We start from the raw sequence: 26,311 nt of genomic DNA, 5'->3' as shown, positions 1-26,311 counted from the left end.
GAGATGAGATTCGACATCGTACTGAGCGTCGCGCAGCGGCCCGGTATCGGTCAGCGGGAGACATTCGCGGCCGCGACCCAGTCGGCGCAGTGGGCCGAGGAACTCGGCTATTCCGGAATCTGGCTGCTGGAACACCATTTCACCAACTACAGCCTGTGCACCAACGCCCTCAACATGGCGTCGTTCCTGCTGGGCGGAACCGAGCGGATCAGAGTCGGCTCTGCGATCACGATCGTTCCGCTGGAACATCCGATCAAGCTCGCCGAACGAGTCGCGATGCTCGATCATCTCAGCGGTGGTCGTTTCGATTTCGGCATCGGGCGCGGCACCTACGCCCGGGACTTCGAAGCCTTCGCGGTCGATATGACGGTGAATCACCTCGCCTTGGTCGAGACCATGGACCAGGTGGTGCGGGCGTGGGGCGAAGAGCCGTACGTGATCTCCTCGATGGACGGCACGCTGGACGCGGTGCCGGTGCAGCCGAAGCCGCTGACGCACCCGCATCCGCCGGTCTACGTCGCCTCTGGGTCGCCGGACACCGTCCGGTGGGCGGCCGCCCACGGATATCCACTGCTGATCCGAGAAGCCATGCCCGACAACGAGAAGCGGGCACTGATGTCGCGCTACCGCGAAACGGCCGGACCGCACGGACAGCTCGACGCGGCCGCGCGGCACGCGCTGACCTGCATTGCCGTACTGGACGATACGAACGACCGCGCCGCGGACACCGTACGCGAGCACGTGGGGTGGTGGGTCGCCGAGGGCGCGACCTCGAACGGGTTGCTCGCGCGCCGGCACCTGCTGCCGAATTACCGCACCTATTTCGACGCGGTGGACGCGGGCCGCAAGGCCGGGGGCCGGGACGCTTCCGGTGTGGTCGAGAAGATGATTCCGCTCAATCTGGTCGGTACGCCGCAGCGCTGCCGGGACCGCCTCACCGAGCTGTACGAGTCGACCGGGCTAACGCATTTCATACTCGCCTTCGACGCCAATCCGCCGGGAGAACCCACGTACCGGGCGATGCAACGCTGCATGGACGAGGTGCTGCGACCCGTCGCCGCCGCGTGCGAAGGGACGCTCGTACCGTGATCACCGACCGTTCGGACTATGACGTCGTTGTGCTGGGCGGTGGGCTGGCCGGGCTCAGTCTCGCGCGGCAAGTGCTCTTGCGCAGGCCGGACACCACCGTTCTCGTGGTGGAGCGGGTGCCGCATCCGGTGCGCGCGGCCGCGCACAAGGTGGGCGAATCCACCGTCGTGATCAGCGGCACCTACTTCGCGGAAACGCTACAGCTGCGAGAACACCTGGAGCAGAGCCAGATTCGTAAGACCGGCCTGCGGTTCCTGCCGTCCGTTTCGGTCCCGCCGCCGCCGCTGTCGCAGCGTGCGGAATCGGGGCCCAGCGGGTTCTTCTACGCGTCGGCGACCTTTCAGCTCGATCGCGGCGTCTTCGAGAACGCGCTGGGTGCCATCGTCGTCGCGGGCGGTGCGGAATTCCGGCACGGGTATCGAGTCGTCGACGTACGTCTGAAATCGGATGCGCCGCACGAGGTCGTGATCGCGCGGGCGGGCGCGGGACAGACGGTGCGGGCACGGTGGGTGATCGACGCCACCGGTCGGCGCGGCCTGCTCAAAAGCAAGCTGGGCCTGCGCAAGGACAGCCCGCACAACTGCGACGCCGTCTGGTTCCGGCTGAGCGAGATGATCTGGATGGATGAACTCGTCGAGGAAGAGGTCGGCACTTCTGCGGCTGCCAAATCGGCCTGGCGAGAAAGGGTTCCGGAGGGATTGCGCTGGCGGTCCACCAATCATCTGATGGGAAAGGGCTATTGGGTCTGGCTCATCCCCCTGGTGTCGGGGTCGATCAGTGTCGGTATCGTGTCCGACCCGCGATATGTGCCGTTCGAGGAAATCGGCACGTTCGAGGCCGCGCTCGACTGGCTGACCCGGCACGAACCCGAGGTCGCGCGCGCCGTCGCCAGGCACCGGGAGTCGCTGCAGGACTTCAAGCGGCTGCGGCACTTCGCGCACAGTTGTGCGCAGGTGTATTCCGGCGATCGGTGGGCGTTGACCGGCGAGGCGGGTGTCTTCAACGATCCGCTCTACTCGCCCGGCAGCGATTTCATCGCGATGTCCAATACCTTGGTGACCGATATGGTCGTCCGCGACCTCGACGGGGCGGCGACCGACGACCTCGCGGCGCGCTTGAACGACTTCTACCTCGAGGTGTACGACACTTTGCTGCCGGTCTGGACCGATCAGTACAGGCTGATGGGCAACCCGCAGGTGTGGTTCGCGAAACTGGTCTTCGACCGGTATCTGCACCATGCGTTCTTGGGCCTGCTGATCCGCAGCAACACCACCGACGCCTACGCGCCCGCGGTCGTCGGCGCCGAGCTGGCCGACTTCCGGCTGTTGAACGAGCGCATGCAGGCCTTCTTCCGGGAATGGGACGAACGGGAACCGGGACGCGATCACTGCCACTTCTTCGATCACACCGGCACGCCGGCCCTGAAATCGTCGTTCGGCACGTCTGGCGATCACGGTCCGCTCGGGTCGGCGGAGATACGTCGCCGGCTCGGCGCCAACCGGCGCGTGCTCGAGGCCATGATGCAGGTGATCATGGCTCGCGCGGCGACCCGCATCGGCTACCCGACGGCCGCGTGTGACATCGATCCGCGCACGTTCACGCTGCACGATCTGCCGTTGGCAGGCAGGCGCTCCGACGGGGGCCAGGACGCGGTGATCGAGTTCATATCCGAACTGTTGCAGGATAATTGGCTGCCCACGAGGCCAGTCGAGGTCGCCGGGTAGCCGAACCCGGCCACCGCTTCTCTCCTGCCTGCCGCGGCCGGGCGGTCCAAACGCGTCGGCCCGGTGTTTGCCGACCACGTATCGCGGTAGTCGGCGACTACATGGCGTGTGCGACGAGAGGAGTGGTCATGGGATTTCCTGAACAGCAGCAGCCGGTTCCCGGCGTGCAGGCGCGAATGGATCCGGTGCCGGACTGCGGGGAGGACAGCTACCGGGGGTCGGGCAAGCTGACCGGCAAGGCGGCTGTGATCACCGGCGCCGACAGCGGTATCGGGCGCGCGGTCGCGATCGCCTTCGCGCGCGAAGGCGCGGACGTGCTGCTTTCCTATTTGAGCGAGGACGAAGACGCCAAGGAAGTGGCCGAGCTGGTCGAGCAGGCCGGGCGCAAGGCGGTGCTGGTGCCCGGCGATCTCGCCGAGCCGGGGCAATGCCGGACCGTTATCGATCGGGCCGTGCAGGAGTTCGGGAAGATCGACGTCCTGGTGAGCAACGCGGCCTACCAGATGACGCACGAGACGCTGGAGGAGATCAGCGACGAGGAGTTCGATCACACCTTCCAGGTGAACGTCAGCGCGTACTTCCGCTTGGTCAAAGCCGCGCTGCCGCATATGCGGCCGGGTGCGTCGATCATCGGCAGTTCGTCGGTCAACTCCGATATGCCCTCACCGACTCTCGCACCCTATGCGGCGACGAAGGCGGCGATCGCGAACTTCTCCGCGAGCCTGGCCCAGCTGCTCGGTGAACGCGGGATCCGGGTGAACAGCGTTGCGCCGGGGCCGATCTGGACGCCGTTGATCCCGTCGACGATGCCGCCGAAGAAGGTGGCGAACTTCGGCGACGACGTGCCGCTCGGGCGCGCGGGCCAGCCCGCCGAACTCGCCCCGGCCTACGTTCTGCTCGCCTCCGACGACGGTAGCTACATCTCCGGCGCGCGGATCGCCGTGACCGGCGGCAGGCCGATCCTCTGACCGCGCGGTGGATTGAGTCGAGCGACTCCGGGTAAGCGCCGAAGGTCAGCCGCAGTCGCAGTGCGAAAGGTGAATAACTGTGTCAGAACATGGAAGTGGCCCCCGCGAGGGCGTCGAAGGTGTCGTCGAAGACGTGAAAGGCAAGGCCAAGGAGGCCGCCGGTGTCGTCACCGGTGACGAGAGCCTCAAAGGCGAGGGCAAGGCGCAGCAGGACAAAGCCGAATCCCAGCGCGAGGCAGCGCAGAAGGAAGCCGCCGCGGAGAAGGCCCGCGCGGAAGCCGATGTGAACGAGGCGCGCCAAGCCGGACATCAGCAGAGCTAGTCGTCGCAGAGCGGCGAGCACCGCCGGTGCCGCGTTGCCGGTCAGCGAATCGCGTTGACCGGCAACGCTGTTCGTGCGTCACGACCAGGTGGTCAGGCGGAACGTGTCGACGAGGTGGCGCAGGCCGGGCTGTGCGGCCCGGCGCTGCCGGGCGGCGCCGGTGCCGTGGCGTTCGACATTGCGCAACAGCCGCTTTGCCACGGCGGTGTCGTCGGTGGCGGTGAGCGCGTCGGCGATCCAGGCGACGAGGGAACGCAGCAGCGATACCGCGGGCACCCGGATCTCTTCGATCGGATCGACGGCGGGGCCGGCCAATCCGTAGCGCGCGGCGGCCCAAATCGCCGCGGCGCCAACCTGTTCGTCGATGCGCGGGCCTTCCACACCCTCGTCCAGCTTGTTCAGGGCCGTCTGCACCAAACCGCGGGTGAGCACCGCCTGCAAAATCGCGTCGTCCACCGTGGCGGCGGTGTCGGCGGCGCGCACCTCCACGGTGGGGTACACCTTCGACGGCCGGGCCAGCCAAAAGGACATGTGATCGTCGACGAGCGTGCCGCATTCGAGGAGGGTGGCGATCCGCGCGTCGTAGTCGTCGGCCGAACGCGCGTAGGGCGGCAGTCCGGCGCCGGGGAAGCGGGCCTGCTCGGCGATCCGCCAGGAGCCGTACCCGGAGTCGCGGCCGCGATGGAAGGGTGAATTCACCCCGACCGCAAGCAATGTCGGCAACCACGGCCGCAGATGATTCACGACGGCCACGGCGCGATCCGGATCGGCGACGCCGATGTGCACGTGCGCCCCGCACGCGGTGTAGTCGCGGAGCACACCCCGGTACCGGTCGTGGATGCGGGCATAGCGGGCCGAATCGGGCAGGGGAGTGTCGTCGGCGATCGACTGCGGCGCGGTGCCGACCGGCAGCACCGTCACGGCGCACGCGTCCCCCGCGGCGGCGAGCGTGGCTCTGGCGCTGCGCAATTCGCTCGCCAGCGCGGTCATGCTGGTGTGGATGCCGCTGATCGTCTCGATCTGCGTCAGCTGCAGTTCCGGCTTGAACCGGGCGCTGTCGGCCGCCTCGAGTTTGTCCGTCAGCCAGCCGCAGACCGTGTCGAATTCGGGTACCGGCCGGCCTTCCGCGTCGACCAGCAGAAATTCCTCTTCGAAACCTACCGTGAGTGCCTGCATTTCGATCGAACTCCTCGCCGATCCGGACGGGTGCACGCCGTCCGGCGAGACCACCTCCGGTGACCGCTGTTGGCCGTGCTTTACCCGGGCGGGCGCAAAAGATGCGCGAATCGGCGAAACCTGTTGTGCGACACCTTACGGAGTGCTGCGAGTATGCCGCCACCCGGCGCCGTTCCCCACTCGCCGACTGGGGTTTCTCCGCGCCGACGCACCGGCCTAATCTCCGCACAGAAGAACGACATGGCTCGCGGTGGCCGTGGTCGCCGCCCAAGACTAGGAAAGTCCATGAGCAGGTTTCGCAATATTCTTGCGTCTATCACCGTGGCGGCGGTCGGTGGATTCTCGACGCTATTCTTCTGTCCGGTGACGGCGAACGCCGCCGATGATTCCCCCTACTATTGGGATGTGCCGGTGCCGTCGCGCGCGCAGGTGGAGATCATCGAGAACGCCGGGATCGAAATGGTTCCCGCCGGACCGGGGAAGGTCACCATCGCGGTCGACGAGGCCGGTGCCCAGGCGCTGCGCGCGAAGGGGCTGACCCTCACCAAGAAGGCGCCGGTCTACAAATCGGACCCTTCGGAGCGGCGGACTCCTGACGCCACCTACTACGGCGGCTATCACACGGCGGCCGATCTGCTGCGTCATGCGACCGACACCGCCGCCAAATATCCCGGAATCGCGCAGGTGCACAACATCGGCAAATCGTGGCTGGCCGATCGGGGCCGGGGCGGGCACACGATGAACGTGATCTGCCTGACCGGCACGTCCGCGGGGACCGACGCGGAGAAGGCCGCCGCGAAAACCACGATGAAGCCCGTCGGGTGCGATCTGGCGCCCACCACGCGCAAGCCTCGTTTTCTGCTGACCGCGCAGATCCACGCCCGCGAACTGGCCACCGGTGAATTGGCGTGGAAATGGATCGACTATCTCGCCACCGGCTACGGCACCGATCCTGCGGTGACCTCGATCCTGGACAACACCGAGGTGTGGGTGGTTCCGGTGACCAACCCGGACGGCGTCGACGTCACCGCGAGCGGCGGTAATCGGCCCAAGATGCAACGTAAGAACGTCAACAACAGTGCGACCCCGCCGTCCTGCTCGGTTGTCGACGGTTCCGGTCAGGGCCCCGGGGTGGACCTGAACCGCAATTTCACCGTCCGCTGGGGCGGTGATTCCCGGAACCCTTGCGCGCAGACCTACCAGGGTCCGCGCGCCGGCTCCGAACCGGAAACTCAAGCGATCCAGAAGCTCTATGCGAGCCTGTTCACCAATCAGCGGCCCAGCGGCGGCGGCGACGTTCCGCAAACCGCGACCGGCATCGTGATCGATCTGCACGCCTACGGCAACTACGGAATCATCCCGAGCAATGCCACCAGCCGCAATGCCACTCAGCTGCGCGCGTTGACGAAGAAGATCGTGCCCAGCGGATTCGTCGTCGGCACGTCGGAGGAAACCGTTGGATACTCGACCACCGGAACGACCGACGACCAAGCCCACGGCGCATTGGGCCTGGCCGCCATCACCATCGAAATCGGCCCGAACAGTTCGGGGTCGTGCGGCGGTTTCATGCCGCGCTACTCCTGCGTGGAAAGTACCTTCTGGCCACAGATGAAGAAGGCGTTCAGTACCGCCGCCCAGCTGGCGAACGCGCCTTATAAACAGGGCGGGCAGACGTCCTGATCGGCTCGCAGTCCCACCGGTCTGGTCGAAAGCAGGCCAGGCCGGTGGGGTTTGCCCGGCGACGCTCCGGCTCGCTCGCGAGTCGCGTTGGGGGACAACAGGGTCGGTGGACTAGGGCTGAAGGGCTTGCACGAGCTGGTGGGCAAACCACCGGGTGAGGGCGGTGTCCACCGCGCGGGCTTGGGGGGATTGGGGGGCGGGCGCCAGGCCGGGTTCGTCGGCCAGCGGGTGGGCGAGGCCGGGGATGTGTCGGAGTTCGGCGCGGGGGCCGATCGCGGCGACGAGACTTGCGGCGTCGGCGCGGAAGGCGGGGTGGTCGAGTTCGCCGCTGACGACCAGCAGCGGCGCGCGGTCGGCCAGGCGCGTGGCTTCGGCGATGAAATCCATGCTGTCGACGGCTTTTTCGGATTCGGCGTCGTAGCGGTACGTGCCGGGGAACAGGTCGACCACGGAGCGCAGGTGGATGGCGCCGTTCACGATCGCGGCGGCGAAGACCGGGATGTCGGTCGTGGTCAGGACGTTCAACGCGACGGCTCCGCCGAGCGAACCGCCGAGCACGCCGATCGGGCCGTCGTCGACCGGCAACTGCTCGCGCAGAGCCGCGAGGGCGGCCGGGAACTCCGCGGTCGCCTGCTGCGCGAACGGGTAGAGGAACGACATCAGGGGGTCTTCGTTGAACAGGGCGACGATGGCGTCGGTGCTGCCGTCGACCATGCGCGCCCCGCACATCGGCATGCCGAGATGCACGCGCCAGGCGGGCAGGCCCGCCATCGGCAGTGCCGCCGCGAACGCGGCGTCGGTGCGGGGCGCGTCGAGCATGTGCCAGGTGACGATCATCGGCGCGCGGGCGGCGTCCCCGGACGGCGGCAGAGCGGTGAACGGCACGCCCGCGGCCGTGCCGGTGATCGGTGAGGTCATGCGCCTACGCTAGATCGCGCGCGGCGTCGCGGGAATCCGTTGCGCTATCGGCGAAATCGGCGTGTCGCTGCCGTACTTCGGCCGCGCGGTAGGTCGCTCACGTCGTGGGCATGCGCGCCCCGGGCTCAGACGGGTGGTGCGTCCGGCTCCAGCAGTCGCTTGGGGTGCATGCCGTCGACCTGGCCGATGAACGGCGGGTGGATGCTGTAGCCGAGCATGCGGCGGATGTCCTCGGAGACGGCGCGGACGGTGTCCCGAGTGGTCGAGAGGGTGAACGCCTCCTGCGGTCGTAGCCACGGTTCGCAGTATTGGGCGGTCAGGGCGAGGCGTGGCTGCGCCGAGCGGTTGGCGCCGCCGCCGTGCCAGAGGGTGCCGAGGAAGAACACGCACGAGCCCGCGCGCATCACCACCGGCTCACGTTCGGACTCCTCGGGCATGCGGTGCCCCCACCGGTGGCTGCCCGCGATGATGTCGGTGGCGCCGTTGTCGGCGGTGAAATCGTCGATCGCCCAGATCGTCGCGGCGCCGAGTGCGGCGCGCGGGCGCGGCAGCGGATAGAAACTGTCGTCGGTGTGCAACATCTGGGCCTGCTCACCCGGCAGGATGTTGATCACCTGGAGCATCGACAGCAGATAGTTCGGCAAGAACAAGCGATCCAGCAGCGCGAGTACCCGCGGATGGTCGGCGATGCGGTCGCAGGTGCGCGTCTTGTTGAGCACGCTGTAGATCCGCTGGGTGGTGTGGCCCTCGAACTTGTTGCGGCCGTGCTGATTCAGCAGCGGCGCGACCGCCGCGCGGATCTCGTCGAGTTCCTGCGGGCCCAGCAGGTCGGGCAGGATGACGTAGCCGTCGCGGTCGAGTGCGGCCAGATCGGCCGCGCAGATTTCCGCATCGATGCTCGCGCCGCTGCTCGGGGTGCGGCGGTATGTCCCGGCCAGGTCGCCGCCCAGGTCCGGCAGGGACGACACCTCGGCGCTCATGGCCGGGACTCGCGGACGGTCGGCACGACGCGCAGGATGGGTTCGCTTGGTTCCCGCATCGGAACTCCTCGAGATCAGAACATAACTGAGTTCGGTTATGATTCCGACTGTGGCACGTGCACCGATCGGTCGTCAACAACTTCTCGACGCCGCCCGCGACGAACTGGTCCGCGGCAACGGCGTGCTGGAGCTGGCCGCGCTCACCCGCCGCGCCGGGCTGAGCACCGGGGCGATGTATCACCATTTCGGCTCTAAAAGTGGTCTGCTGGCAGCGATTTACGAGACGTTCTACGAGGGCCTGCGGCACGCCATCGCCGACGCCCAGCTCCCCGCGGCCGACTGGTCGACCCGCGAGCACGAACGCACCCGCCGTTTCGTCGCCTACCATTTCGCCGATCCGCTGGCCGCCGTCCTGCTCGACCGCACTGCCCTGGACCCGCAGCTCACCGAGTTGGAAGCGGTCTACATCCAGACCATGAGCGCCAACGCCGCCGGCAACATCCGCAGCGGCCAGGCGCGCGGCGAGATCCCCGCCGAGATCGACCCGGAGAGCGCGGGCGCCTTCGTCATCGGGGGACTGCGCCACGGCATCGGCCAGCAACTCCGGCTGACCCCGCCGCCGGACCCGGAGACGGCCGCCGATCGCCTGTGGCGCTCAACGGCCGCCGTCCTCGGACTCGATTGACTCGCAATGCAACTCGGTACGGAAAGGAACGCCGTGGGTTCGCCTGACCCCTCGTGCTCGCGGGAGCTTTCGGCGGAAGAAGCCGACCGGCTTTGGGCGGCGTGGACGCCGGCCGAGGTCGCGGCGCGACTGTCGGGCGTCGCAGCCCCCTGGTATGTGGCGGCCGGGTGGGCGCTCGACTTGTTCACCGGCGGTACCGCGCGGGCGCACGGCGATCTCGAAATCGGGTTTCCGGCAGCGAGATTCGGCGAGATAGTGGCCGCGCTGCCCGGGTTCGAGTGGGATGTCGTCGGTGACGGCCGAGCCTGGCCGTACCCGGCGGAAGCGGAGAATCACTTTCAGACCTGGTTGCGCGAACCCGCATCCGGTCGCTATCGACTCGATGTCTTTCGGGAAGCGCAGGCCGGGGATCACTGGGTCTGTCGCCGTGACCCGTCCATCACAGTGCCGTACGCGGAATTGATTTTGCGCACCGACGACGGGATTCCCTACTCGATTCCCGAAGTCGCACTGCTGTTCAAAGCGAAAGCTCTGCGCGCAAAGGACGAGGCCGATTTCGATCGCGTGCTGCCCGCGATGGACACGGCGCGGCGCGCACGACTGTTCGATTGGCTTTCCCGGGTGCACCCGGGGCACGCCTGGTTGGCCCGGCTCTGAATATCCGCGGTGCCGAAACACCGCTGCCGCCGGGCAATGCACCGCGCGAAGCACCCGCTCCTGAAGACTTGTCGGCGTGTCGGCATCCGCCGCACGCCCAGTAATGGGTCCGTGCTGTGTGCGAAAGGCAAGAACGATGAAACGTGCAGCGACCGTCCTGGCCGGAATCGTCGTCCTCTGGGGCGCCGCGGCCTGTTCGGACGATTCGACATCGGTGCCCGCCACGAGCACCGTGAAGTCCACGACCACGACGTCGGCCGCGCCGAGTACTACGGCGCCCCTGCCCGCACCGGCCCCCAGCCGTGCGGAGCGCGGTCCGGACAACGCCGGCAATCCGAGCCCGGAATACTGTGCCAAGAACCAGGATTCGCGGTGCCCGCAAGGCAGCTACATCGGCCCGAACGCCATGCTCAACCCCAACGGTGACGGCACCTGGGTGCCGTGTGAAGGCACCATCTGCACCAATCCCAACCACGGCGCGGGCCCGGAGACCACGCCGCCACCGGTCGTGACCCCGCCTACCACCCCGCAGAACGAGACCCCGGTCGAAGGTGCGCCGTGCGAAGGTGACGGCCGCTGGGTTCATCTCACCGGCGGGAATGCCGAGCACTACGGGACCGAATGGCTGTGCCGGCACTGACCGCGACGCTCGTACGATGGCGGCATGTCTGGTGCGCCGTTTCGAATCGGCGGAGCCGCGGTCGAGGTTGCGGTCCCGGCGCGGCCGCAGGTCGCGGGGGTCAGCATGGCCGGGTTTCGCGGGCGAGCGGCGAGAACGGTGGAACTGCCGGTGGTGCCGTATCCGGCGGTGACGATATTCCTCGACTTCGGGGACGTCCGGTTGATCGATGGCGCCGGCGAGTGCGTGCGCGGTAGCAGTGTGATCGGCTTGGCCCCGGGTAACGTGCGCGGGGGCGGACGCGAGGTCGACCTGTTGCAGATCCGATTGTCTCCGATTGTCGCGCAGGCGATTTCGGGTGCCGCGGCGGAGTCGGCCGGGGCGGTGGTCGCTTTCGAGGAGCTGTGGGGACGGGATACCGCACGGCTCGGTGCGCGACTGCGCGCCGCCCGCTCGTGGGACGAGCGGTTCGCGATCGCCGAGTTCGCGATCGCCCGGCGCCAGCAGGAGGGGGCTGCGGTGGACCCGGAGGTCGCGTACGCCTGGCGGCGAATCGTGCGGAGCCACGGGCGGATTCGGGTCGATCCGCTGGCCGGGGAGCTCGGTTGGAGCCGAAAACGATTGTGGTCCCGATTTCGGTCGCAGGTCGGGTTGACGCCGAAGCGGGCGGCGCAGCTGGTTCGGTTCGACCATGCGGCGCACCGCCTCGCGGGCGGGGTCGGCGCGGCGCGGGTATCGGCCGAATGCGGTTACGTCGACCAGTCGCATCTGCATCGGGACGCCAAAGCCTTTGCGGGGCTCACACCTACGGCCCTGGCTGCCGCGCCGTGGTTGGCGGTCGACCCCGTCGCGTGGGCCGCGCCCGGGTACGCCTGAGCGCGCCAGCAGGCGAACCGGCGTTTGAGGGTTTCGGGCGCGCCTCGCCAGTAAAACGGCTGGAAGTGCCAACCGGCAGTTCAACGATACGGTGAAGTCTCATGGGTGCAGCCGAGGAGAACCTGACGATCGCACTGAGCATGGCCGAACTGCGCGAGGTCACGGCGTACGCCTTGACCTGTGCCGCGCCGGTGGTGCCGATCCACGAGCGTGCGTGTCCGGGCGATCCACGGGTGCGCGCCGTACTAGAGCAGGCCCACGAGTTCGCCGCCGGTGGCAAGCGGACGAAGGCGATTCGCGTGACCGCCATGGCGGCGCACCGCGCGGCGTGGGAAGCCGACGAGCGCGGGCGGCCGCTGGTCGCCGCCGCAGCGCATGCCGCCGGTGCCACGGGCTCGTCGGCCTACCTGCACCCCCTGGCCAAAGCCACCCAGGTCTGGCACATCCTCGGCGCAGCCGCCTACACCGCCTCGGCCCTCGAACTCGACGCGGGCGGTGATCGGGCGGTCGCCGCCGCTCACCTCGAGAAGGCACGAAAGCTGGCCAACTCCACCGTGATCGGTGTCCTGTCCCGATACCCGGCAGCGCCGGGAGGTCGTGGCAGGGCGGGCGAACTGCTGCGCCACCTCGATCGTGCGCTGCGACGCGGTGTGACTTCGGCTGCCGAGCCCAGTCGTAGCTGAGTCGTGTCGGGCCAACGGGGTCGGCCGACGATCCGTTGTCGCGGTCGGCGACCTGTCGCGGCCGGGGTCGGGGTCACGTGGCTGGATTTGCAATCTTTGTGTCGTTGACGCCATATCGGACCGGTTGCACGATGGGTGCATGCCTGCTTCCACCCGCCTCGTGCAACTGGCGGTCTTCGACCGGTTTCAGCTGCTCGACCTGGCCGGGCCTGCCGATGTCTTCAATGCGGCGGCGGTCCTGAGTGGTAAGCCGCTCTATGACGTCGAGGTGGTCGCGGCGCGGGCGGGCCGGGTGTCCGCGTCGAACGGGATCGAGGTGACGGCTCGGGCGATCGGCGACCTGGCCCGGCCGGTGGACACGTTGCTGGTGACCGGGGGAGTCGCGTTCGGTCCCGCACGCAAGGACCCGGAGCTGATCGAGGGGATCCGGCAGGTCGCGCGGCGGGCCCGGCGGATCGGTTCGGTGTGTTCCGGCACGTTCCTGCTGGCCGAAGCCGGGCTGCTGCGCGAGCGGACGGTGACCACGCACTGGGCGGGTAGTAGCCGCCTCACCGAGCGATACCCCGACATCGATGTCGAACCCGATCGGATCTACGTGCAGGACGGCCCGATCTGGACCTCGGCGGGCGTGACCGCGGGCATCGATCTCGCGATCGCGTTGCTCACCGCCGACCACGGACCGGACCTCGCCCGCGAGGTGTCGCGCTGGCTGGTGGTCTATCTGCACCGCCCGGGCGGACAGAGTCAGTTCAGCGCGCCCGTCGCGGCCGGGCCGCCGCGCCTGGAACCGCTTCGCGCCCTTCAGGTCTGGATCGAGGAGAACCTCACCGCGGATCTGTCGCTGGAGGCGCTGGCCCAGCAGGCCGGCATGAGCACCCGGAACTTCTCCCGCGTGTTCGCCGCCGACCTGGGCACCACCCCGGCGCGCTACGTGGAGAGCGTGCGGGTCGCCGCCGCGCGAAGGCTGCTGGAAACCACCGATTACCCGTTGGATCGTGTCGCCGTCGCGGTCGGACTACGCCGCCCCGAAACGCTGTATCGCACCTTCCAGCGACTCCTCGGGGTAGCGCCCGGGGAGTACCGGGACCGCTTCGCGCGCCCTCGTTCCGCCGCCGTCGAGCGCGCGGATCTCGAACTCTCGGACGTCTAGTGCCGCCTCCCGGCACCCGCACCATCGAAGACAAGGAAGATCACCATGGCCGACCATCCGCCGCAATCAGTCTCCGGCACCGCCGAAAACGACACCGCGACAATCACAAAGGCCGCAGCCGACACCGCGACACCTGCCCCGGCGCCCACCGACGTTGCAGTACCCGCCCGCGACGGCCGCGGGCTGCAGATCGCCATCGTCCTCTATCCCGGCATGACCGCGCTGGACGCGATCGGTCCGTACGAGGCGCTGCGCCTGGTGCCCGGCAGCGAGATCCGTTTGGTGAGCAACGAAGTCGGCCCCATCATCACCGACAGCGGCGTGCTGGCGTTGGGCGCCACCCACACCTTCGCCGAAACCCCTACTCCCGATGTGGTTCTCGTGCCGGGCTCCGCGACCGACACCCCGACCGCCATGGCGAACAAGGAGCTGACCGGCTGGTTGGCCGCGGTCCATCCGCACACCAAGTGGACGACCTCGGTCTGTTCGGGCGCGCTGATCCTGGCCGCGGCCGGGATCCTGCCCGGCCACCCCGCGACGACACACTGGTTCGCGCAGAAACCGATGGCTCTGCTGGGCGTCGAGTCCCGTCCCACGGAACGGATCGTGCGGTCGGGCAAGATCCTCACCGCCGCGGGCGTTTCCGCCGGAATCGACGCCGCACTGTGGTTGATCGGCGAGATCTACGGTACCGAGCGCGCCGAGATCATCCAGCTCTTGATCGAATACGACCCGCAACCGCCCTACGACGCGGGGCACCCGTCGAAGGCTTCGGCGAAGGTCATGGGCAAGGCCGTCGCCGAGATGACGCGCGACAGCGCGAATGTCCGCTCCACCGTTGCCATCGGCACCGTCGCGTGGCAACTGGCGCTCACCAAGATCCGCGGCAGGAAGCGGCACTGACTCGCGGCGCGAGGCGGCGACGGGCCGCCATTTCCGTGACACGCTAATCGCCGCCGCCGATCATGAATCACGCGATTATCACGACGGCTGCTCGGCCCGATAAGTCGCGTGGTCGGGATGTGCCTCCTTGTAATCGAGCACCATTGCGGCGGAACAACTTTGTGATATCCGTCAGCTATTGACGCGGCGTTGACATCTGGGTTTGGATGCTGAATTCTTGCCGGGTGACGGGTAAGGACGAATTGATGACGCTGCCGAAACTGGCCGACCATGACATCACGCAGCTACGCGAGGTCGCGGACCGAATCGCGACCTTGATCCAGCGGAACTCGGACGGCAGCGGCGGTCTGCCTCGTTTCGTCGAGGCGCTTCGACAGAGCGGGCCCATCGCGGAACTGCTCATCGAGTACTCGGTCCGCTGGTTCAACGACAGCAACGGCGAGTCCGTCCTGCTCAGCCCGGAGCTGTACTGGGTGCTCACCGAGACCGTGCCGCCGGAGGAACGGGGTACCGCCGGCGAAGGTCTGGGGCAGGCCGGTATGAACTGTCATCCCGTCACCCGCACCCGGCAGATGCTGCTGATCTGTGTGCTGGAAAAGCTGTCGACCAGGCCGTGGCGCCCGGAGACGCCCGAGGAGGCCGCGGCCATGGTCAAGCGGCGCTACAGCGATACCGCCCGCCCCGTCCTGCCGACCAGGGCGACCCAGCAGCCGGTCGGTGTCGAAGGCGTGATCACGACCGCGCAGTTCCCGTAGTCACCGCTCGGCGCGAACTCCGGCGCAGTACGTGCTGCGCCGCGGCGACGGCGGCTCGGGGTCGTGGTGGACATGACCGTCGCCTCAGATTCGGACGCCGAGCGTCGCCAGCAGCACGTGCATATCCGAATTGACCCAGTACTCGGCGATTTTCGCATCCTCGATGCGCAGGATGTCGATCCCCGTGAACCGGACCGCGGTGCCGGCGGGCGCGGTGGCGCCGGGGAAGCCGCCGCCGTAGGTGCCCACGGCCACCCAGCGGACGACGAGGTGGTCGCGGTCGGTGATCGGCCCGACCTCCACGCTGAACACGAGTTCGGTGAAGGCGAGGCGGACCTGGTCGATCCAGTCGACGAGCGCGTCGGGCCCGCGGACCGCGTCGCCCGCGCTGCCGTCCATCATCGCGGCGTGCAGCCGGAAGTCGGCGGCGATCAGATCGTCGGCGAAGGTGTAGACGCCGTTCCACAGGGTGAGCCAGCCGTCTAGCAGCTGCTGCGGTGTCGGCGCGGTGTCGAGGGTGCGCTGTTCCATGATCGTTCTCGCTTTCGATGTCGTTGTGTCCGGACGGTTCTCGGATTTCGACCGGCTGTCCGTGCCGGCTGATTGAAGTCTGCGGTCGCGGCGGCCTGCTTCGCGTCGGCGATACCTACCTATCCGCGAGGTGACAGCTGCCGCTGGGCAGGCCAAGATCGGCGTGTGAACTATGTGGTCGGTCGATCGGCGGAGACGGCGCAATTGCTCGCGCTGCTGCAACAGGCGCGGGAATCCCGGGGCGGCGCGATGGTGCTGCTCGGTGAGCCCGGTATCGGGAAGAGTCTGCTGCTCGATCAACTGGACCGTGCGTCGTCCGGGTTCCTGGTCATGCGGGCCACCGGCGCGGAGTTCGAGACCGAACTGCCGTATTCCGCGTTGCACCAGTTGTGCACCCCGGTCCTGGAGCATCTGGACGCGTTGCCCGCGCAGCATCGCAGCGCGTTGCGGATCGCGTTCGGTCTGGACACCGGCACCCCGGACCCGTTCCTGGCCGGGGCCGCCGCGCTGGGGCTGCTGCTCGAACACGACCGCCCGCTGCTGTGTCTCATCGATGACGCGCAGTGGCTCGACCACGCGTCGGCTCGCACGTTGGCGTTCATCGCGCGCCGAATCGGTGCGGAACGGGTGGCGCTGGTCTTCGCCGCGCGGGCGGAGGTGGCCGAGTTCGCGCAGCTGCCGCAGCTCGAGGTGCAGCAGCTGAGCGAAACCGAGGCGCGCTCGTTGCTGGCGCGCGAGTTCCATGCCTCGTTGGACGAGCGCGTGCGCGACCGCATCCTGGCCGAGGCCCGCGGTAATCCACTGGCCTTGCTGGAGCTGCCGCGCACCGCGGGCTCGGCCGGCATGGCGGGCGGTTTCGACCTGCCCGCGCCGCGGGCGGCGGAGCGCAGCTTCCGTGCCCGGCTCGCGGAACTGACCCCGCAGGTGCGCCTGCTGCTCACCGTCGCGGCGGCGGAACCGATCGGCGATCCCGGCCTGTTATGGCCTGCCGCAGCACTTCTGGGCGTCGCGGACGCGGCGGCCGAGGAGGTGCCGCTGGTGGAGTTCGGCACCCGGATCCGGTTCATACATCCGCTGGCGCGGTCCGCGGTCTACCAGGCGGCGTCGCCGGTCGACCGGCGACGGGCGCACGGCGCGCTCGCCGAGGTGAGCGACCCGGTCACCGATCCCGACCGGGTCGCCTGGCACCGGGCGCTCGCCAGCGCCGGTCCGGACGAGGCGGTGGCCCTGGCGTTGACCAGGTCGGCGGCCCGCGCGCAGGCACGCGGCGGGGTGGCCGCGGCGGCGGCGTTCCTGGAACGCGCGGCCACGCTGACCCTCGATCCCGGCTTGCGAACCGAGCGCGTGCTCGCCGCGGTCGAGGCGAAGCTCTCGGTCGGCGACTTCGCCGCCGCGGCGGAACTGCTGTCCACCCTGGCGCCGGATGACCCACGCGTGGATCTGCTGCGCGGCCGGATCTCGTTCGCCCGCTTTCGGGGTGGCGATCTGCCGACCGGTCATCTGCTGCGGGCCGCCGCGCGACTGGCCGAGCGCGAGCCGGCGCGCGCTCGGGCGTGCTACGTGGACGCGTTCGAGATGAGCATGCTGATCGGCGGGGCGGACGCCGTGGCCGAGGCCGCCCGGCGCGCGCCCAGCGCCCCGGAACCGCGCGGCACGGCCGACAGCATCTTGGACGGCATGGTCGCGTTGACCGTCGAGGGACATCAGGCTGCCGCGAAGCTGCTGCGCCCGCTGGTGGCGGACCGCGCCGACGAGGCGTGGCTGCGGTGGCCGACGCTCGGCTATCTGCTCGCGCTGGAGCTGTGGGACCTCGACGCGATACGGGAGATCGCGCAGCGCGTCATCGCGTCCGGGCGCGAGCTCGGCTCGTTTCACCTGCTGCCGATCGGACTGGCCATGCTCGCGCCGGTGGCCGCGATGGGCGGTGATTTCGGCGCCGTGACGGCACTCATCGCCGAGCAGGAGGCGATCGCGGAGGCGACCGGTGCGGCGCCGCTGGTGTACCCGCGCATCCATCTGGTCGCGCTGCGCGGCCGGCGGGCCGAGGCGGTGGAGCTGTTCGCCGGCGTCGGGCCGGAGATGACGCTCAGCGTGCAGTACGCCACCGCCGTCCTCAACAACGGTCTGGCCGACTATCCCGCCGCGTTGCGCGCCGCCGAACAAGCCGTCGCATCCGGTGATCTGGGCCTGTCGGGCCTGGCGTTGCCGGAATTGGTGGAGGCGGCGACGCGCTGCCGCCGACCGGATCTGGCGCAGCCCGCGCTGGTCGCGCTGGACGAGCGCGCCCGTGCGGGTGACCATCCGTGGGGGCACGGAATGGCCGCCTACGCAAGGGCTTTGGTGGAGGACGACGAGTCGGCCTACCTGGCGGCCATCGCGCTGCTGGACGCCGGCGGTCCGGCGATCGCGGGGGCCAGGGCACATCTGATCTACGGCGAATGGCTGCGCCGGGAGGGGCGTCGCCGCGAAGCCAGAACCGAACTGCGCCAGGCTCACGAAGCGTTGACGGCGCTCGGCACGGAGGCGTTCGCGGCGCGGGCGGCGGGCGAGCTGCGGGCCACGGGCGAGAGCGCACGCAGTCGATCCGCGCAGGTGTCCGACACGCTTACGGTGCAGGAGGCGCATATCGCGCGCCTGGTCGCGGGCGGTGCGACCTCGAAAGAGGTAGCGGCCCAGCTTTTCTTGAGTCCGCGCACCGTTGATGCCCACCTGCGCAACATCTTTCGCAAGCTCGGCATCTCGTCGCGCCGGCAACTGCGGGACGTGCCCGCCCTCTGACCGTGCCGTCCCGGAATCGTGGTGAGCGCAATCATGGCCGGTGGTCGTGCGCCTCGCTAACGTTCGGTGGTTGAACGTTGTCGTGGAGGAGTGTGCGGTGACCGCTGAGTCGGCCCTCGATGTCTTTGCCCCGGTGCATCCGCTGGACGATCCGGTGCGCACCTCGTTGCTCGGCGCGCATCGCCGGTTCGCGGGCTGGGCCGGCCGGATCGGCCGGTACGACCCGGAGGTCGCCAGGTTCTTCGGCCATCCGCCGGAACTGGATGAACAGGACTGGACCGATCTGGCCACCTTGCTCGGACCGGGCGGCGGCACCGCGCTGCGCGGCGAGGGGCACGTGCCACCCGCGGGCTGGACCGTGCTGGACCCTGTCGAAACGGTCCAGATGGACGGCACCGCATTACGCGTGGCGCACGACCCGGAGTTCGAGGTGCTCACCGCGGCCGCGGTTCCGGAGATGCTCGACCTGGTCGCCCGGACCGAGCCGGGACCGTTCGCGCCGCGGACCATCGAGATGGGCACGTACCTGGGCTTGCGAGTGGACGGCAGGCTGGTCGCCATGGCGGGCGAGCGCATGCACCCGCCGGGCTGGACCGAGATCAGCGCCGTGTGCACCGACGCCGAGTTCCGCGGCCGCGGCATCGCCTCGCGTTTGATCCGTGCGGTCGGCGCGGGAATCCGCGACCGCGGTGAGACACCGTTCCTGCACGCGGTCGCGCGCAACACCACGGCGATCAGCCTGTACGAAACGCTCAGGTTCACGTTGCGCAAGCGTTCGCGCCTGACGCTCGTGCAGGCGCCCGCGGCGGTGGGCGATACGCCGGTTTTCGCCTAGCCGAATCGCGCGTGCGACCGGGAATTCGTAATAGCGCGGCGGTATCGCCGATAGTCCTCCTATGAAACGAGTACTCGCATGTGTAGGTATCGCCGCCACCGCCCTGCTGGTCGCGGCCCCGCTGGCGTCCGCTGATCCCGACGCGGACGCACGGTTGGCCAACCGGCACGACTGGTCCGGTGAGTTCGCTTCACAGAACAACCTGATCCTGTCCTCGCGCATCCTGATCAGCCCGTACGGCACCACGCGTCCGCTGATGTGCAGCGGCGGCGACGGCCACTATTCGCTGTTCCCGTACGACTGCACGCAGAACGACGACAACGGCGTGCCGCATCCGGTGGATCGGGTGCTGCCGCTCGGCGGCGGGGGTATCTGGGTCTACCGCTGAGGCACCGGGGCGGCCTGCTTGGCGGGTCCGGCGGGTAACAACAGCCGGTGCAGCAGGTAGGCCGACCCCGCGATCAGCAGCGCCGCGTCGAGATAGTGGCAGGCCATCGCGCCCGGATAGCTCGGCCCGCCCCACGCGTTCGCGGTGAAGTTCGGGTCGAGACCGGCGAGTATCTGCACGCCGATCCGGTACGGGCTGTACACCAGGACGGCCAACGGCAGGACGGCGAGCAAGAGTCGGAGCAGGGCGGTCGGGTGGGCCGGGATCGACCGCACCGTGCGCGTCAGGCGTTGGGCCGCACCATGACTGACGGGCGCGAGCAGGGCGGCGGGCGACAGGCCGTGCCGGCGTACCAGGTAGGTGACCGTCGCGACGGCCAGCACGAACAATACGAGGTGCGGCCCCCACGCCGCCGTCCCCGCGACGTGGGCCTGCTGCTGCGGGGACCGATCCAGATAGAGCATGCCGCCGGAAATCAGACCCGCCGCGAACGAGATGGCGGCGAGGCCGAGCAGTGGGCGCGAGAGCCGTGGCTCCGCCCGGGTGTCGTCTCTGTTCATGTCCCCAACTCTGACCCGCTGACCAGGGCGATGTCGTCATCCCAGGGCCGCGAGACGGTCGCCGCCGCGAGGCCGACGCCGCGCCGCGTCTGCGACCTCCGGATGAGTCCGGCGCGCGACCCCGGAGCGATGTGCCTGCTCGAGCCGCCGGATACTGTCGGCGCTATGGCGATCACCACCACACCGCCGACCCCGATCGCCGGACCCGCACCGTGGCGTCATCGGCGCACCGTGGTCCCGCGCCGGGTCGGCCCCGGACCGGATTGGATCGATGCCGCGATCGCGGCTGTCTGCTTCCTAATCTTCACCGTGCCCGTGCTGGTCGGCGCGACCAGCGGGATCGGTTCGACGCCCGCCATCGCGGCATTCGGCGTCGCCGTGGTGCTCCCGCTCGTGGTGCGGCGGCGGTGGCCGGTCGCGGTCGTCGTCGCGGTGGCGGGCGTGCTGTGCCTGGCGACCGTGCTCGGCGTCCGCTTCACGCCGTGGGTGAGCAACACCGGTCCGGCCTTCGGCGTCGCCGTGCTCACCCTCGCCGACCGGCGCCCGCGCCGCGAGTCGCTGCTCGTCACCGGCGGCGCGCTCATCGCGCTCTATATCGTCGGCTGGCTCGGCGCGGACCTGCATCCCGACCAGGAACAGGATTTCGTGCAACTGCTGATCGCGGTGCCCGCCTGGCTGCTCGGCGATATGCTGCGCACCCGCCGGGCATATCGGAACAGCCTGGCGGAGCAGCAGATTCGGCAGGCGCGCGAAGAAGAACGCCGGATCCGGGCCGAGGAGCGGTTACGCGTCTCGCGCGAGGTGCACGATCTGATCTCGCACACGCTGAGCATGGTCGCCGTCCGTTCCGGAGTGGCCCGGCTGGTTCTGGACGAGCGGCCGGGGGAGGCGCGCGCGGCGCTCGGCGCGATCGAGACGGCCAGTCGCTCGGCGCTGAACGAGTTACGCCGCGTGCTGGCGCAGATTCGGGAGGGCGGTCCGGACCACGAGCCGGAGGATCCGGGTCTCGCCGAGATCGCGAACCTCGTCGAGGGATCGCGGCACGACGGGCTGGATGTGGCGTACCGAGTGGCCGGCACCGCGGTCGAGGTCCCGTCGCTGTTGCAGACCACCGCCTATCGGATCGTGCAGGAGGCGCTGACCAACGTCGTCAAGCACGCGCAGACGGACCGGGCGTGGGTCGAAATCCGGTATGCGCCGACCGAATTGTTCGTCTCGGTCACCGATGCCGGTCCGGTGGCGGCCCGCGCGGTCGAGACCGACGACAGCGGTTCCGGACTCGGATTGCTCGGGATGCGCGAGCGGGTTTCGCTGTTCGGCGGCCGGCTCGACGCCGGCCCGCGGACCGAGGGCGGCTTCGCCGTTCACGCGTCCTTTCCGCTGTCGCGGGACCATGATGAGCGTTGACCGCGAACCGCCGATCCGGGTGCTGATCGCCGACGACGAAGCCCTGGTCCGCGCCGGGTTCCGGGTACTGGTCGAATCCGCACCGGATCTCAGCGTGCTCGGCGAGGCGGGCAACGGCGGCGAGGCCGTCCGGCTCGCCCGGCAGTTGCGGCCCGATGTGGTGCTGATGGACATCCGGATGCCGATCATGGACGGCTTGGAAGCGATGCGGCACCTGGCCGCCGACGCGGACGGGCCGCGCGTCCTGATCGTCACCACTTTCGATCAGGACGAACACGTCTTCCAGGCACTGCGCAGCGGCGCGAGCGGGTTCCTCCTCAAGGACTCACCGCCGGAGCAACTGCTGCACGCGATCCGCGTGGTGGCCGCCGGGGACGCCCTGCTCACGCCGAGCATCACCCGCCGGATGATCAGCGCGTTCGCCCGCCGGCCCGCCGCACTGACCGCGCTGCCGGACGGGCCCGCCGCGCTGACCGGCCGCGAGCGCGAAGTGCTCGAACACGTCGCGGCGGGCCGCTCCAACGCCGAGATCGCGGCGACGCTGCACCTGAGTGTGGCCACGGTGAAAACCCATGTGGGCAGGCTGCTCGCCAAGCTGTCGGTGCGTGATCGCGCCCAACTCGTCGTGCTCGCTTATGAATCCGGCATCGTGACCCCCGGCAATCGCTGACCGCCGCATGCGCCGGTGCGGCGAAATGACCGGAATTCATCGGCTGAATTCTGAAAGCCGTTCGGAGTAAGCCGGATTCGAGAACTGGGGATCGCGACTCCTGTTAAGCTCGCCGTGGGCATCGAGTGCGGGAGTTTTCCGGCATCGGTGGCGGTGGCTACTGTGAGTTTCGCTGAGGGAATAGACGCGATGATCGTTGTCCGGAGTACGGCGGAATTGCACGAGGTTTTGGCCGAGCCGCGGGCGCGGGGCAAGAGTATCGGCTATGTGCCCACCATGGGCGCCCTGCACGAGGGACATCTGGCGCTGGTCCACGAAGCGCGGAAACGGGACGAGGTGGTGCTCGCCTCGATCTTCGTGAATCCCTTGCAATTCGCGCCGAACGAGGACTTCGACGCCTACCCCCGCGACGAAGAAAGGGACCTGGCGCTCTGCGAGAAAGCGGCGGCCGACATCGCGTGGTTGCCCACGGCGGCCGAGCTTTTCCCGCCCGGCTTCGGATTGCACGTCGCGATTCCCCATCTTTCCGCGGTATTGTGCGGTGCGGACCGGCCGGCCCACTTCGCCGGTGTCACCACCGAGATGTCGAAGATCCTGATCATGCTCGCGCCGACCGCGGTCTATCTGGGGGAGAAGGACTTCCAGCAGCTGGTGGTGCTGCGCGCGCTCGTGCGCGACCTAGGCCTGCCGGTCGAGGTGCGCGCGGTACCGACCGTTCGGGAGCCGGACGGTCTGGCCTTGTCCTCGCGCAACGCCTACCTCGGCGACACCGAAAGACCAACGGCGGCTGCCCTGTTCCGTATCCTGTCGGAAACGGCGACACGCCTGCGAGCCGAGTCCGGGAAGGTGGACGAGGCGCTGGCCGCGGGCCGCCGTGCACTGACCGAAGCCGGTATCCAGCGGATCGACTACTTCGAACTGATCGACCCCGAAACGCTGGACCCGGTGCGCACCGGCGTGCCGGCGGCCAGGCTGGTGGCCGCCGGGTGGGTGGGCCGCACCCGGCTGATCGACAACATAACGGTGTAGCACCGAGAGCCGGTGCCGCAGTAACAGATTCGAGGGGGGTCGGGGCGCGGGAGGCGACGATGGACATGATGGCGGAGCTGCTGGCGGCCGTGACGGCGGAGGTCGACGCCCGCCGATTGCCCGGCGCGGTCGTCGCGGTGACCGACAACGGAGCACTGATCGACGTGCGATCCGTCGGGCAGCTCGACCCGGCTGCCGGTCGGCCCATGCGTGACGACGCCATCTTCCGCATCTACTCCATGACGAAGGTCTTCACCGCGTTGGCCGCCTTGGCGATGGCCGCCGAGAACCGAATTCGGCTGACCGATCCGGTCGCGGCGTGGCTGCCGGGTTTCGCCGAGAGCCGCGTGGCCGCCGACGATGCGCTGCGGCCACCGAAACGGCCGCCGTCGCTACGAGATCTGCTGCGACAGACCGCGGGCATCGGCGGCGGATTCCACACCTCGGCGCATCTCGCGCCGTACTACGCGACGGCGCAGGTGCGGAAATACGAGCACACCGCCGCGCGGCACACCCTCGACGACGTGGTGGACAACCTGGCCCGCCAGCCACTCGCGGCCGACCCCGGCACGGTGTGGGAGTACGGCATGGCGATGGACGTGCTGGGCCGGGTGCTGGAGACCGCGGACGGCAGGCCGCTGGACGAGATCATCGAGCAGCGGGTGTGCCGTCCACTCGGCTTGCGCGACACCGGATTCAGCGTCACCACCGCCGACCTCGACCGGGTCGCCCAGCCGTTCGCCGACGTCCCCGCGACCCCGAAAGACCTTGTGACCCATCGGGAGCGGCCGCTGTGGCCGTCGGCCGGGTCCGGCGGCTACAGCTGCGCCGCGGATTTCGCCACGCTGCTGTGCGCGATCACGCCGGATCGCGAGGGCGTGCTGTCGATCCCGGCGCTCGGACCGTTCACCCGGGACCTCTTCGTCGACCAGATCGGACCGTTGGCCGGTACCGGCCCGGACTACATCCCGGGCAAGGGTTACGGCTTCTCTTACGGACTGCATGTGCCGAGCCGCGATCCGGCCTGGGCCGCGCTGGATCCGCGCGCGCACACCGTCGGCTGGCTGGGGCGCGCCGCGACCAGCTTCGTATACGACATTCCCACCGGCCTCGGCGCGGTGCTGATGACCCAGTGCTACGGGCGCGCGGTGCATTACCGGGATCAGGTCCGCGAGATCGTGGCACGCCAGGCCTCGTCATGGACGTGACCATCGACGAACCGGTCGTCCGGGTGCGCGGCCTGCGTAAGAAGTACGGTTCGTTGCAGGCCCTGGACGACGTCGGACTGACCGTCGGACGCGGCGAGATATTCGGGTTGCTCGGCCGCAACGGCGCTGGGAAATCCACTGCGCTGGACATCATCTGCGGACTGGTCAAACCGACCGCCGGGCGGGTGGAGGTCTTCGGCACCGATGTGCGCAGGCACGGACGGCGGGTCCGACGGCGGATCGGCTATGTCCCGCAGGACAATACGGTGTACCTGCCGATGACGGTGGGGCAGAACCTGCGCTTCTCCGCGATCGTGCGGGGGATGTCGCGCGCCGCCGCCGGGCGCCGGGCCGGGGAGGTGATGGAACGGCTGGGGCTCAGCCACATCGCCGATCGGGGCGGCGCACATCTCTCGGGCGGGGAGCGCCGCAGGCTGTCGATCGGGATGGGCATCGTGCACGCGCCACCGCTGATGGTGCTGGACGAGCCGAGCACTGGCGTCGACATCGATTCCCGGCAGGCCATCCACCGTCTGCTCCGGGAACTGCGCGGGGAGGGCTCGACGCTGCTGTACACGACGCACCACCTGGATGAAGCCGAAAGCCTCTGCGACCGCGTCGCGGTGCTCGACGCGGGCCGGGTCGTGGCCACCGCGGACGTGAAAAGCTTTGTGGCCGAATACGGTAGACCGTACTGCGAAATCGTCAGCGACCAGACCGAAGCCGTCACCACACTGTTGCGCGCGGCGTTGCCCGCGACCCGGATCACGGTGCACGGCGGACGGATTCGGGTGGGCGCGGAACAGCCCGAGCACGTCGCCACCGTGGTCCGGGTGCTCGGCGCGAGCGACCTGCCCGTCAAGGACGTGCGCGCGGTGCCGGTGTCGTTGGAGAACGCCTTCCTGCACACCCTCGAGCGCGCGCCCGGATCGGCAACCCGATGACGCTCACCTGGGCCTTCCTCCGGAAAGAAGCGGCGACCTGGCGGCACGACCCCACGCTGTTCGTCTTCCTGTTCGCGGCGCCGCTGCTGATGCAGGCCCTGCTGAGCGACGCCTTCGCGCGCCTGACCGACGGCGCCGGAGCCGACCAGACCGTGCCGGGCTTCACCATCATGTTCGGCTTCTACGTCATGATGTTCATGGGCACCGCGCACTATCGCGAACACGCCTCGGGCGCTTGGAGTTCGGTCCGCACCAGCGGACTGTCCCGCGCGACGATGGTGCTGCAGCTGGCCGTGCCGTACTTCCTGTTGTCCGCGGCGCAGATGGCACTGCTGGTCGGCGCCGGCCGGGTGCTGTTCGGCGCGACGGTGAACGGGTCGCTCGTCGCCCTCGCCGTCTTGATCTTGTCCATCGCGTGGACCGCGATCGCCCTCGGCCTGGTGCTCGTCTCGCTCACGCGCAACGTCTCGGCCATGCAGAACCTGTGCCAGCTCGTGGTGCTAGGTATGGGCGTGCTCGGAGGCGCGGTGGTCCCGGTGCGCTTGCTGCCCGGGTGGAATCAGCCGCTCGCGCCGCTGACCCCGCAGTACTGGGCGGTGGACGGGATGCGCGAAGTGCTGGCGCGGCACGGGGGATTGACGAGCATCGTGCCCCATCTGCTCGTGCTGGCCGGTTGGGCGTGCGTGTTGTCGATCGTCGCGACGCTGGCGTTCGACCCGAGTAGTCAGCGTCGCGTGGCCATTCGCTGAACGCGCGCCACAGGTAATCGGAGGTGT

27 protein-coding genes are annotated in these 26,311 nt (G+C 69.1%); 22 read left to right on the top strand and 5 right to left on the bottom strand.

Annotated features, from left to right (window positions below):
• The first annotated feature begins 3 nt into the window (after window positions 1-3).
• From O3I_RS21715 to O3I_RS43935, 4 genes are all read left to right on the top strand, one after another.
• Window positions 4-1,089 carry an LLM class flavin-dependent oxidoreductase gene (locus tag O3I_RS21715; RefSeq protein WP_014985126.1) on the top strand — a complete coding sequence of 362 codons (1,086 nt, stop codon included), beginning with the start codon at window positions 4-6 and terminating at the stop codon, window positions 1,087-1,089.
• Window positions 1,086-2,813, top strand: a complete 1,728-nt coding sequence (locus O3I_RS21710; protein WP_014985125.1) for an NAD(P)/FAD-dependent oxidoreductase — start codon at window positions 1,086-1,088, stop codon at window positions 2,811-2,813. The genes O3I_RS21715 and O3I_RS21710 overlap by 4 nt, the downstream gene beginning before the upstream one ends.
• A 128-nt stretch (window positions 2,814-2,941) precedes the next feature.
• Complete coding sequence (locus O3I_RS21705) at window positions 2,942-3,781, top strand: glucose 1-dehydrogenase (RefSeq protein WP_014985124.1); 840 nt, start codon at window positions 2,942-2,944, stop codon at window positions 3,779-3,781.
• A gap of 79 nt (window positions 3,782-3,860) precedes the next feature.
• The gene (locus O3I_RS43935; protein ID WP_081594066.1) at window positions 3,861-4,103 is read left to right on the top strand and encodes a CsbD family protein; all 243 of its coding nucleotides are present in this window, start codon (window positions 3,861-3,863) and stop codon (window positions 4,101-4,103) included.
• 78 nt (window positions 4,104-4,181) lie between these two features.
• On the opposite strand, the gene O3I_RS21695 is transcribed toward O3I_RS43935, so the two are convergent.
• Complete coding sequence (locus O3I_RS21695; protein ID WP_014985122.1) at window positions 4,182-5,279, bottom strand: carboxylate-amine ligase; 1,098 nt, start codon at window positions 5,277-5,279, stop codon at window positions 4,182-4,184.
• A 363-nt stretch (window positions 5,280-5,642) separates the two neighbouring features.
• Between O3I_RS21695 and O3I_RS21690 the strand changes: the two genes are divergently transcribed.
• Window positions 5,643-6,959, top strand: a complete 1,317-nt coding sequence (locus tag O3I_RS21690) for a M14 family zinc carboxypeptidase (protein ID WP_202804859.1) — start codon at window positions 5,643-5,645, stop codon at window positions 6,957-6,959.
• A 111-nt stretch (window positions 6,960-7,070) separates the two neighbouring features.
• Here O3I_RS21690 and O3I_RS21685 read toward each other — a convergent pair whose 3' ends face one another.
• Complete coding sequence (locus O3I_RS21685) at window positions 7,071-7,877, bottom strand: alpha/beta hydrolase family protein (protein WP_014985120.1); 807 nt, start codon at window positions 7,875-7,877, stop codon at window positions 7,071-7,073.
• A 125-nt stretch (window positions 7,878-8,002) separates the two neighbouring features.
• Window positions 8,003-8,857, bottom strand: a complete 855-nt coding sequence (locus O3I_RS21680; RefSeq protein WP_014985119.1) for a phytanoyl-CoA dioxygenase family protein — start codon at window positions 8,855-8,857, stop codon at window positions 8,003-8,005.
• A 109-nt stretch (window positions 8,858-8,966) separates the two neighbouring features.
• On the opposite strand from O3I_RS21680, the gene O3I_RS21675 reads away from it, so the two are divergent.
• The 8 genes from O3I_RS21675 (at window position 8,967) to O3I_RS21640 (ending at window position 15,185) form a co-directional block, all read left to right on the top strand.
• Complete coding sequence (locus tag O3I_RS21675; protein ID WP_041564131.1) at window positions 8,967-9,542, top strand: TetR/AcrR family transcriptional regulator; 576 nt, start codon at window positions 8,967-8,969, stop codon at window positions 9,540-9,542.
• 33 nt (window positions 9,543-9,575) lie between these two features.
• Window positions 9,576-10,199, top strand: coding sequence for a nucleotidyltransferase domain-containing protein (locus O3I_RS21670; protein WP_237748106.1), 624 nt, complete (start codon window positions 9,576-9,578; stop codon window positions 10,197-10,199).
• 136 nt (window positions 10,200-10,335) lie between these two features.
• On the top strand, window positions 10,336-10,839 hold the full coding sequence (locus O3I_RS21665) for a hypothetical protein (protein ID WP_014985116.1): 504 nt from the start codon (window positions 10,336-10,338) through the stop codon (window positions 10,837-10,839).
• Between the two features lie 24 nt (window positions 10,840-10,863).
• Window positions 10,864-11,694: a helix-turn-helix domain-containing protein gene (locus O3I_RS21660; protein ID WP_014985115.1), complete on the top strand. Its 831-nt coding sequence runs from the start codon at window positions 10,864-10,866 to the stop codon at window positions 11,692-11,694.
• 101 nt (window positions 11,695-11,795) lie between these two features.
• Entirely contained in the window at window positions 11,796-12,377 is a 582-nt protein-coding gene (locus O3I_RS21655) for a putative immunity protein (RefSeq protein WP_014985114.1), read from the top strand.
• Between the two features lie 139 nt (window positions 12,378-12,516).
• Window positions 12,517-13,527 (top strand): GlxA family transcriptional regulator, encoded by a 1,011-nt coding sequence (locus O3I_RS21650; protein WP_014985113.1) that lies wholly within the window; start codon window positions 12,517-12,519, stop codon window positions 13,525-13,527.
• 183 nt (window positions 13,528-13,710) lie between these two features.
• Window positions 13,711-14,430, top strand: a complete 720-nt coding sequence (locus O3I_RS21645) for a DJ-1/PfpI family protein (protein ID WP_041564130.1) — start codon at window positions 13,711-13,713, stop codon at window positions 14,428-14,430.
• 245 nt (window positions 14,431-14,675) lie between these two features.
• Window positions 14,676-15,185 carry a hypothetical protein gene (locus O3I_RS21640; protein WP_148282693.1) on the top strand — a complete coding sequence of 170 codons (510 nt, stop codon included), beginning with the start codon at window positions 14,676-14,678 and terminating at the stop codon, window positions 15,183-15,185.
• A gap of 84 nt (window positions 15,186-15,269) precedes the next feature.
• Here the strand turns inward: O3I_RS21640 and O3I_RS21635 are convergent, their stop codons facing one another.
• Window positions 15,270-15,716 carry an ester cyclase gene (locus tag O3I_RS21635; protein WP_014985110.1) on the bottom strand — a complete coding sequence of 149 codons (447 nt, stop codon included), beginning with the start codon at window positions 15,714-15,716 and terminating at the stop codon, window positions 15,270-15,272.
• A gap of 165 nt (window positions 15,717-15,881) precedes the next feature.
• Between O3I_RS21635 and O3I_RS21630 the strand changes: the two genes are divergently transcribed.
• From O3I_RS21630 to O3I_RS21620, 3 genes are all read left to right on the top strand, one after another.
• A complete protein-coding gene (locus O3I_RS21630; protein WP_014985109.1) occupies window positions 15,882-18,494 on the top strand; it encodes an AAA family ATPase in 2,613 nt (870 codons plus the stop codon).
• A gap of 97 nt (window positions 18,495-18,591) precedes the next feature.
• Window positions 18,592-19,329 (top strand): GNAT family N-acetyltransferase, encoded by a 738-nt coding sequence (locus O3I_RS21625; protein ID WP_014985108.1) that lies wholly within the window; start codon window positions 18,592-18,594, stop codon window positions 19,327-19,329.
• 61 nt (window positions 19,330-19,390) lie between these two features.
• Complete coding sequence (locus O3I_RS21620; protein ID WP_014985107.1) at window positions 19,391-19,717, top strand: hypothetical protein; 327 nt, start codon at window positions 19,391-19,393, stop codon at window positions 19,715-19,717.
• Here O3I_RS21620 and O3I_RS21615 read toward each other — a convergent pair.
• Window positions 19,708-20,277: a hypothetical protein gene (locus tag O3I_RS21615; protein WP_014985106.1), complete on the bottom strand. Its 570-nt coding sequence runs from the start codon at window positions 20,275-20,277 to the stop codon at window positions 19,708-19,710. The two genes, O3I_RS21620 and O3I_RS21615, sit on opposite strands and share 10 nt — an antisense overlap.
• 165 nt (window positions 20,278-20,442) lie before the next feature.
• Here O3I_RS21615 and O3I_RS21610 point away from each other — a divergent pair, with 165 nt between their 5' ends.
• From O3I_RS21610 to O3I_RS21585, 6 genes are all read left to right on the top strand, one after another.
• The gene (locus tag O3I_RS21610; protein WP_014985105.1) at window positions 20,443-21,684 is read left to right on the top strand and encodes a sensor histidine kinase; all 1,242 of its coding nucleotides are present in this window, start codon (window positions 20,443-20,445) and stop codon (window positions 21,682-21,684) included.
• Window positions 21,674-22,354: a response regulator gene (locus tag O3I_RS21605; RefSeq protein WP_014985104.1), complete on the top strand. Its 681-nt coding sequence runs from the start codon at window positions 21,674-21,676 to the stop codon at window positions 22,352-22,354. The genes O3I_RS21610 and O3I_RS21605 overlap by 11 nt, the downstream gene beginning before the upstream one ends.
• A gap of 162 nt (window positions 22,355-22,516) precedes the next feature.
• Entirely contained in the window at window positions 22,517-23,383 is an 867-nt protein-coding gene (panC, locus tag O3I_RS21600) for a pantoate--beta-alanine ligase (RefSeq protein WP_202804858.1), read from the top strand.
• A gap of 59 nt (window positions 23,384-23,442) precedes the next feature.
• On the top strand, window positions 23,443-24,591 hold the full coding sequence (locus O3I_RS21595; protein ID WP_014985102.1) for a serine hydrolase domain-containing protein: 1,149 nt from the start codon (window positions 23,443-23,445) through the stop codon (window positions 24,589-24,591).
• Window positions 24,582-25,535 (top strand): ABC transporter ATP-binding protein, encoded by a 954-nt coding sequence (locus tag O3I_RS21590; protein ID WP_014985101.1) that lies wholly within the window; start codon window positions 24,582-24,584, stop codon window positions 25,533-25,535. Before O3I_RS21595 ends, O3I_RS21590 begins: the two co-directional genes overlap by 10 nt.
• On the top strand, window positions 25,532-26,284 hold the full coding sequence (locus O3I_RS21585; RefSeq protein WP_014985100.1) for an ABC transporter permease: 753 nt from the start codon (window positions 25,532-25,534) through the stop codon (window positions 26,282-26,284). The genes O3I_RS21590 and O3I_RS21585 overlap by 4 nt, the downstream gene beginning before the upstream one ends.
• Window positions 26,285-26,311 lie beyond the last annotated feature (27 nt).

This window comes from Nocardia brasiliensis ATCC 700358, assembly GCF_000250675.2.
GTDB lineage: Bacteria > Actinomycetota > Actinomycetes > Mycobacteriales > Mycobacteriaceae > Nocardia > Nocardia brasiliensis_B.
Note: the sequence above shows the minus strand (reverse complement) of the source record. Positions and strands in the feature narration are given on the sequence as shown.

Excerpts from the sequence above, each read along its gene's own strand:
- O3I_RS21715 (WP_014985126.1), top strand. The coding sequence starts at position 4 with ATGAGATTCGACATCGTACTGAGCGTCGCGCAGCGGCCCGGTATCGGT.
- O3I_RS21705 (WP_014985124.1), top strand. The coding sequence starts at position 2,942 with ATGGGATTTCCTGAACAGCAGCAGCCGGTTCCCGGCGTGCAGGCGCGA.
- O3I_RS21695 (WP_014985122.1), bottom strand. The coding sequence starts at position 5,279 with ATGCAGGCACTCACGGTAGGTTTCGAAGAGGAATTTCTGCTGGTCGAC.
- O3I_RS21685 (WP_014985120.1), bottom strand. The coding sequence starts at position 7,877 with ATGACCTCACCGATCACCGGCACGGCCGCGGGCGTGCCGTTCACCGCT.
- O3I_RS21680 (WP_014985119.1), bottom strand. The coding sequence starts at position 8,857 with ATGAGCGCCGAGGTGTCGTCCCTGCCGGACCTGGGCGGCGACCTGGCC.
- O3I_RS21665 (WP_014985116.1), top strand. The coding sequence starts at position 10,336 with ATGAAACGTGCAGCGACCGTCCTGGCCGGAATCGTCGTCCTCTGGGGC.
- O3I_RS21660 (WP_014985115.1), top strand. The coding sequence starts at position 10,864 with ATGTCTGGTGCGCCGTTTCGAATCGGCGGAGCCGCGGTCGAGGTTGCG.
- O3I_RS21655 (WP_014985114.1), top strand. The coding sequence starts at position 11,796 with ATGGGTGCAGCCGAGGAGAACCTGACGATCGCACTGAGCATGGCCGAA.
- O3I_RS21650 (WP_014985113.1), top strand. The coding sequence starts at position 12,517 with ATGCCTGCTTCCACCCGCCTCGTGCAACTGGCGGTCTTCGACCGGTTT.
- O3I_RS21640 (WP_148282693.1), top strand. The coding sequence starts at position 14,676 with ATGACGCTGCCGAAACTGGCCGACCATGACATCACGCAGCTACGCGAG.
- O3I_RS21635 (WP_014985110.1), bottom strand. The coding sequence starts at position 15,716 with ATGGAACAGCGCACCCTCGACACCGCGCCGACACCGCAGCAGCTGCTA.
- O3I_RS21620 (WP_014985107.1), top strand. The coding sequence starts at position 19,391 with ATGAAACGAGTACTCGCATGTGTAGGTATCGCCGCCACCGCCCTGCTG.
- O3I_RS21615 (WP_014985106.1), bottom strand. The coding sequence starts at position 20,277 with ATGAACAGAGACGACACCCGGGCGGAGCCACGGCTCTCGCGCCCACTG.
- O3I_RS21610 (WP_014985105.1), top strand. The coding sequence starts at position 20,443 with ATGGCGATCACCACCACACCGCCGACCCCGATCGCCGGACCCGCACCG.
- O3I_RS21605 (WP_014985104.1), top strand. The coding sequence starts at position 21,674 with ATGAGCGTTGACCGCGAACCGCCGATCCGGGTGCTGATCGCCGACGAC.
- O3I_RS21595 (WP_014985102.1), top strand. The coding sequence starts at position 23,443 with ATGGACATGATGGCGGAGCTGCTGGCGGCCGTGACGGCGGAGGTCGAC.
- O3I_RS21590 (WP_014985101.1), top strand. The coding sequence starts at position 24,582 with ATGGACGTGACCATCGACGAACCGGTCGTCCGGGTGCGCGGCCTGCGT.
- O3I_RS21585 (WP_014985100.1), top strand. The coding sequence starts at position 25,532 with ATGACGCTCACCTGGGCCTTCCTCCGGAAAGAAGCGGCGACCTGGCGG.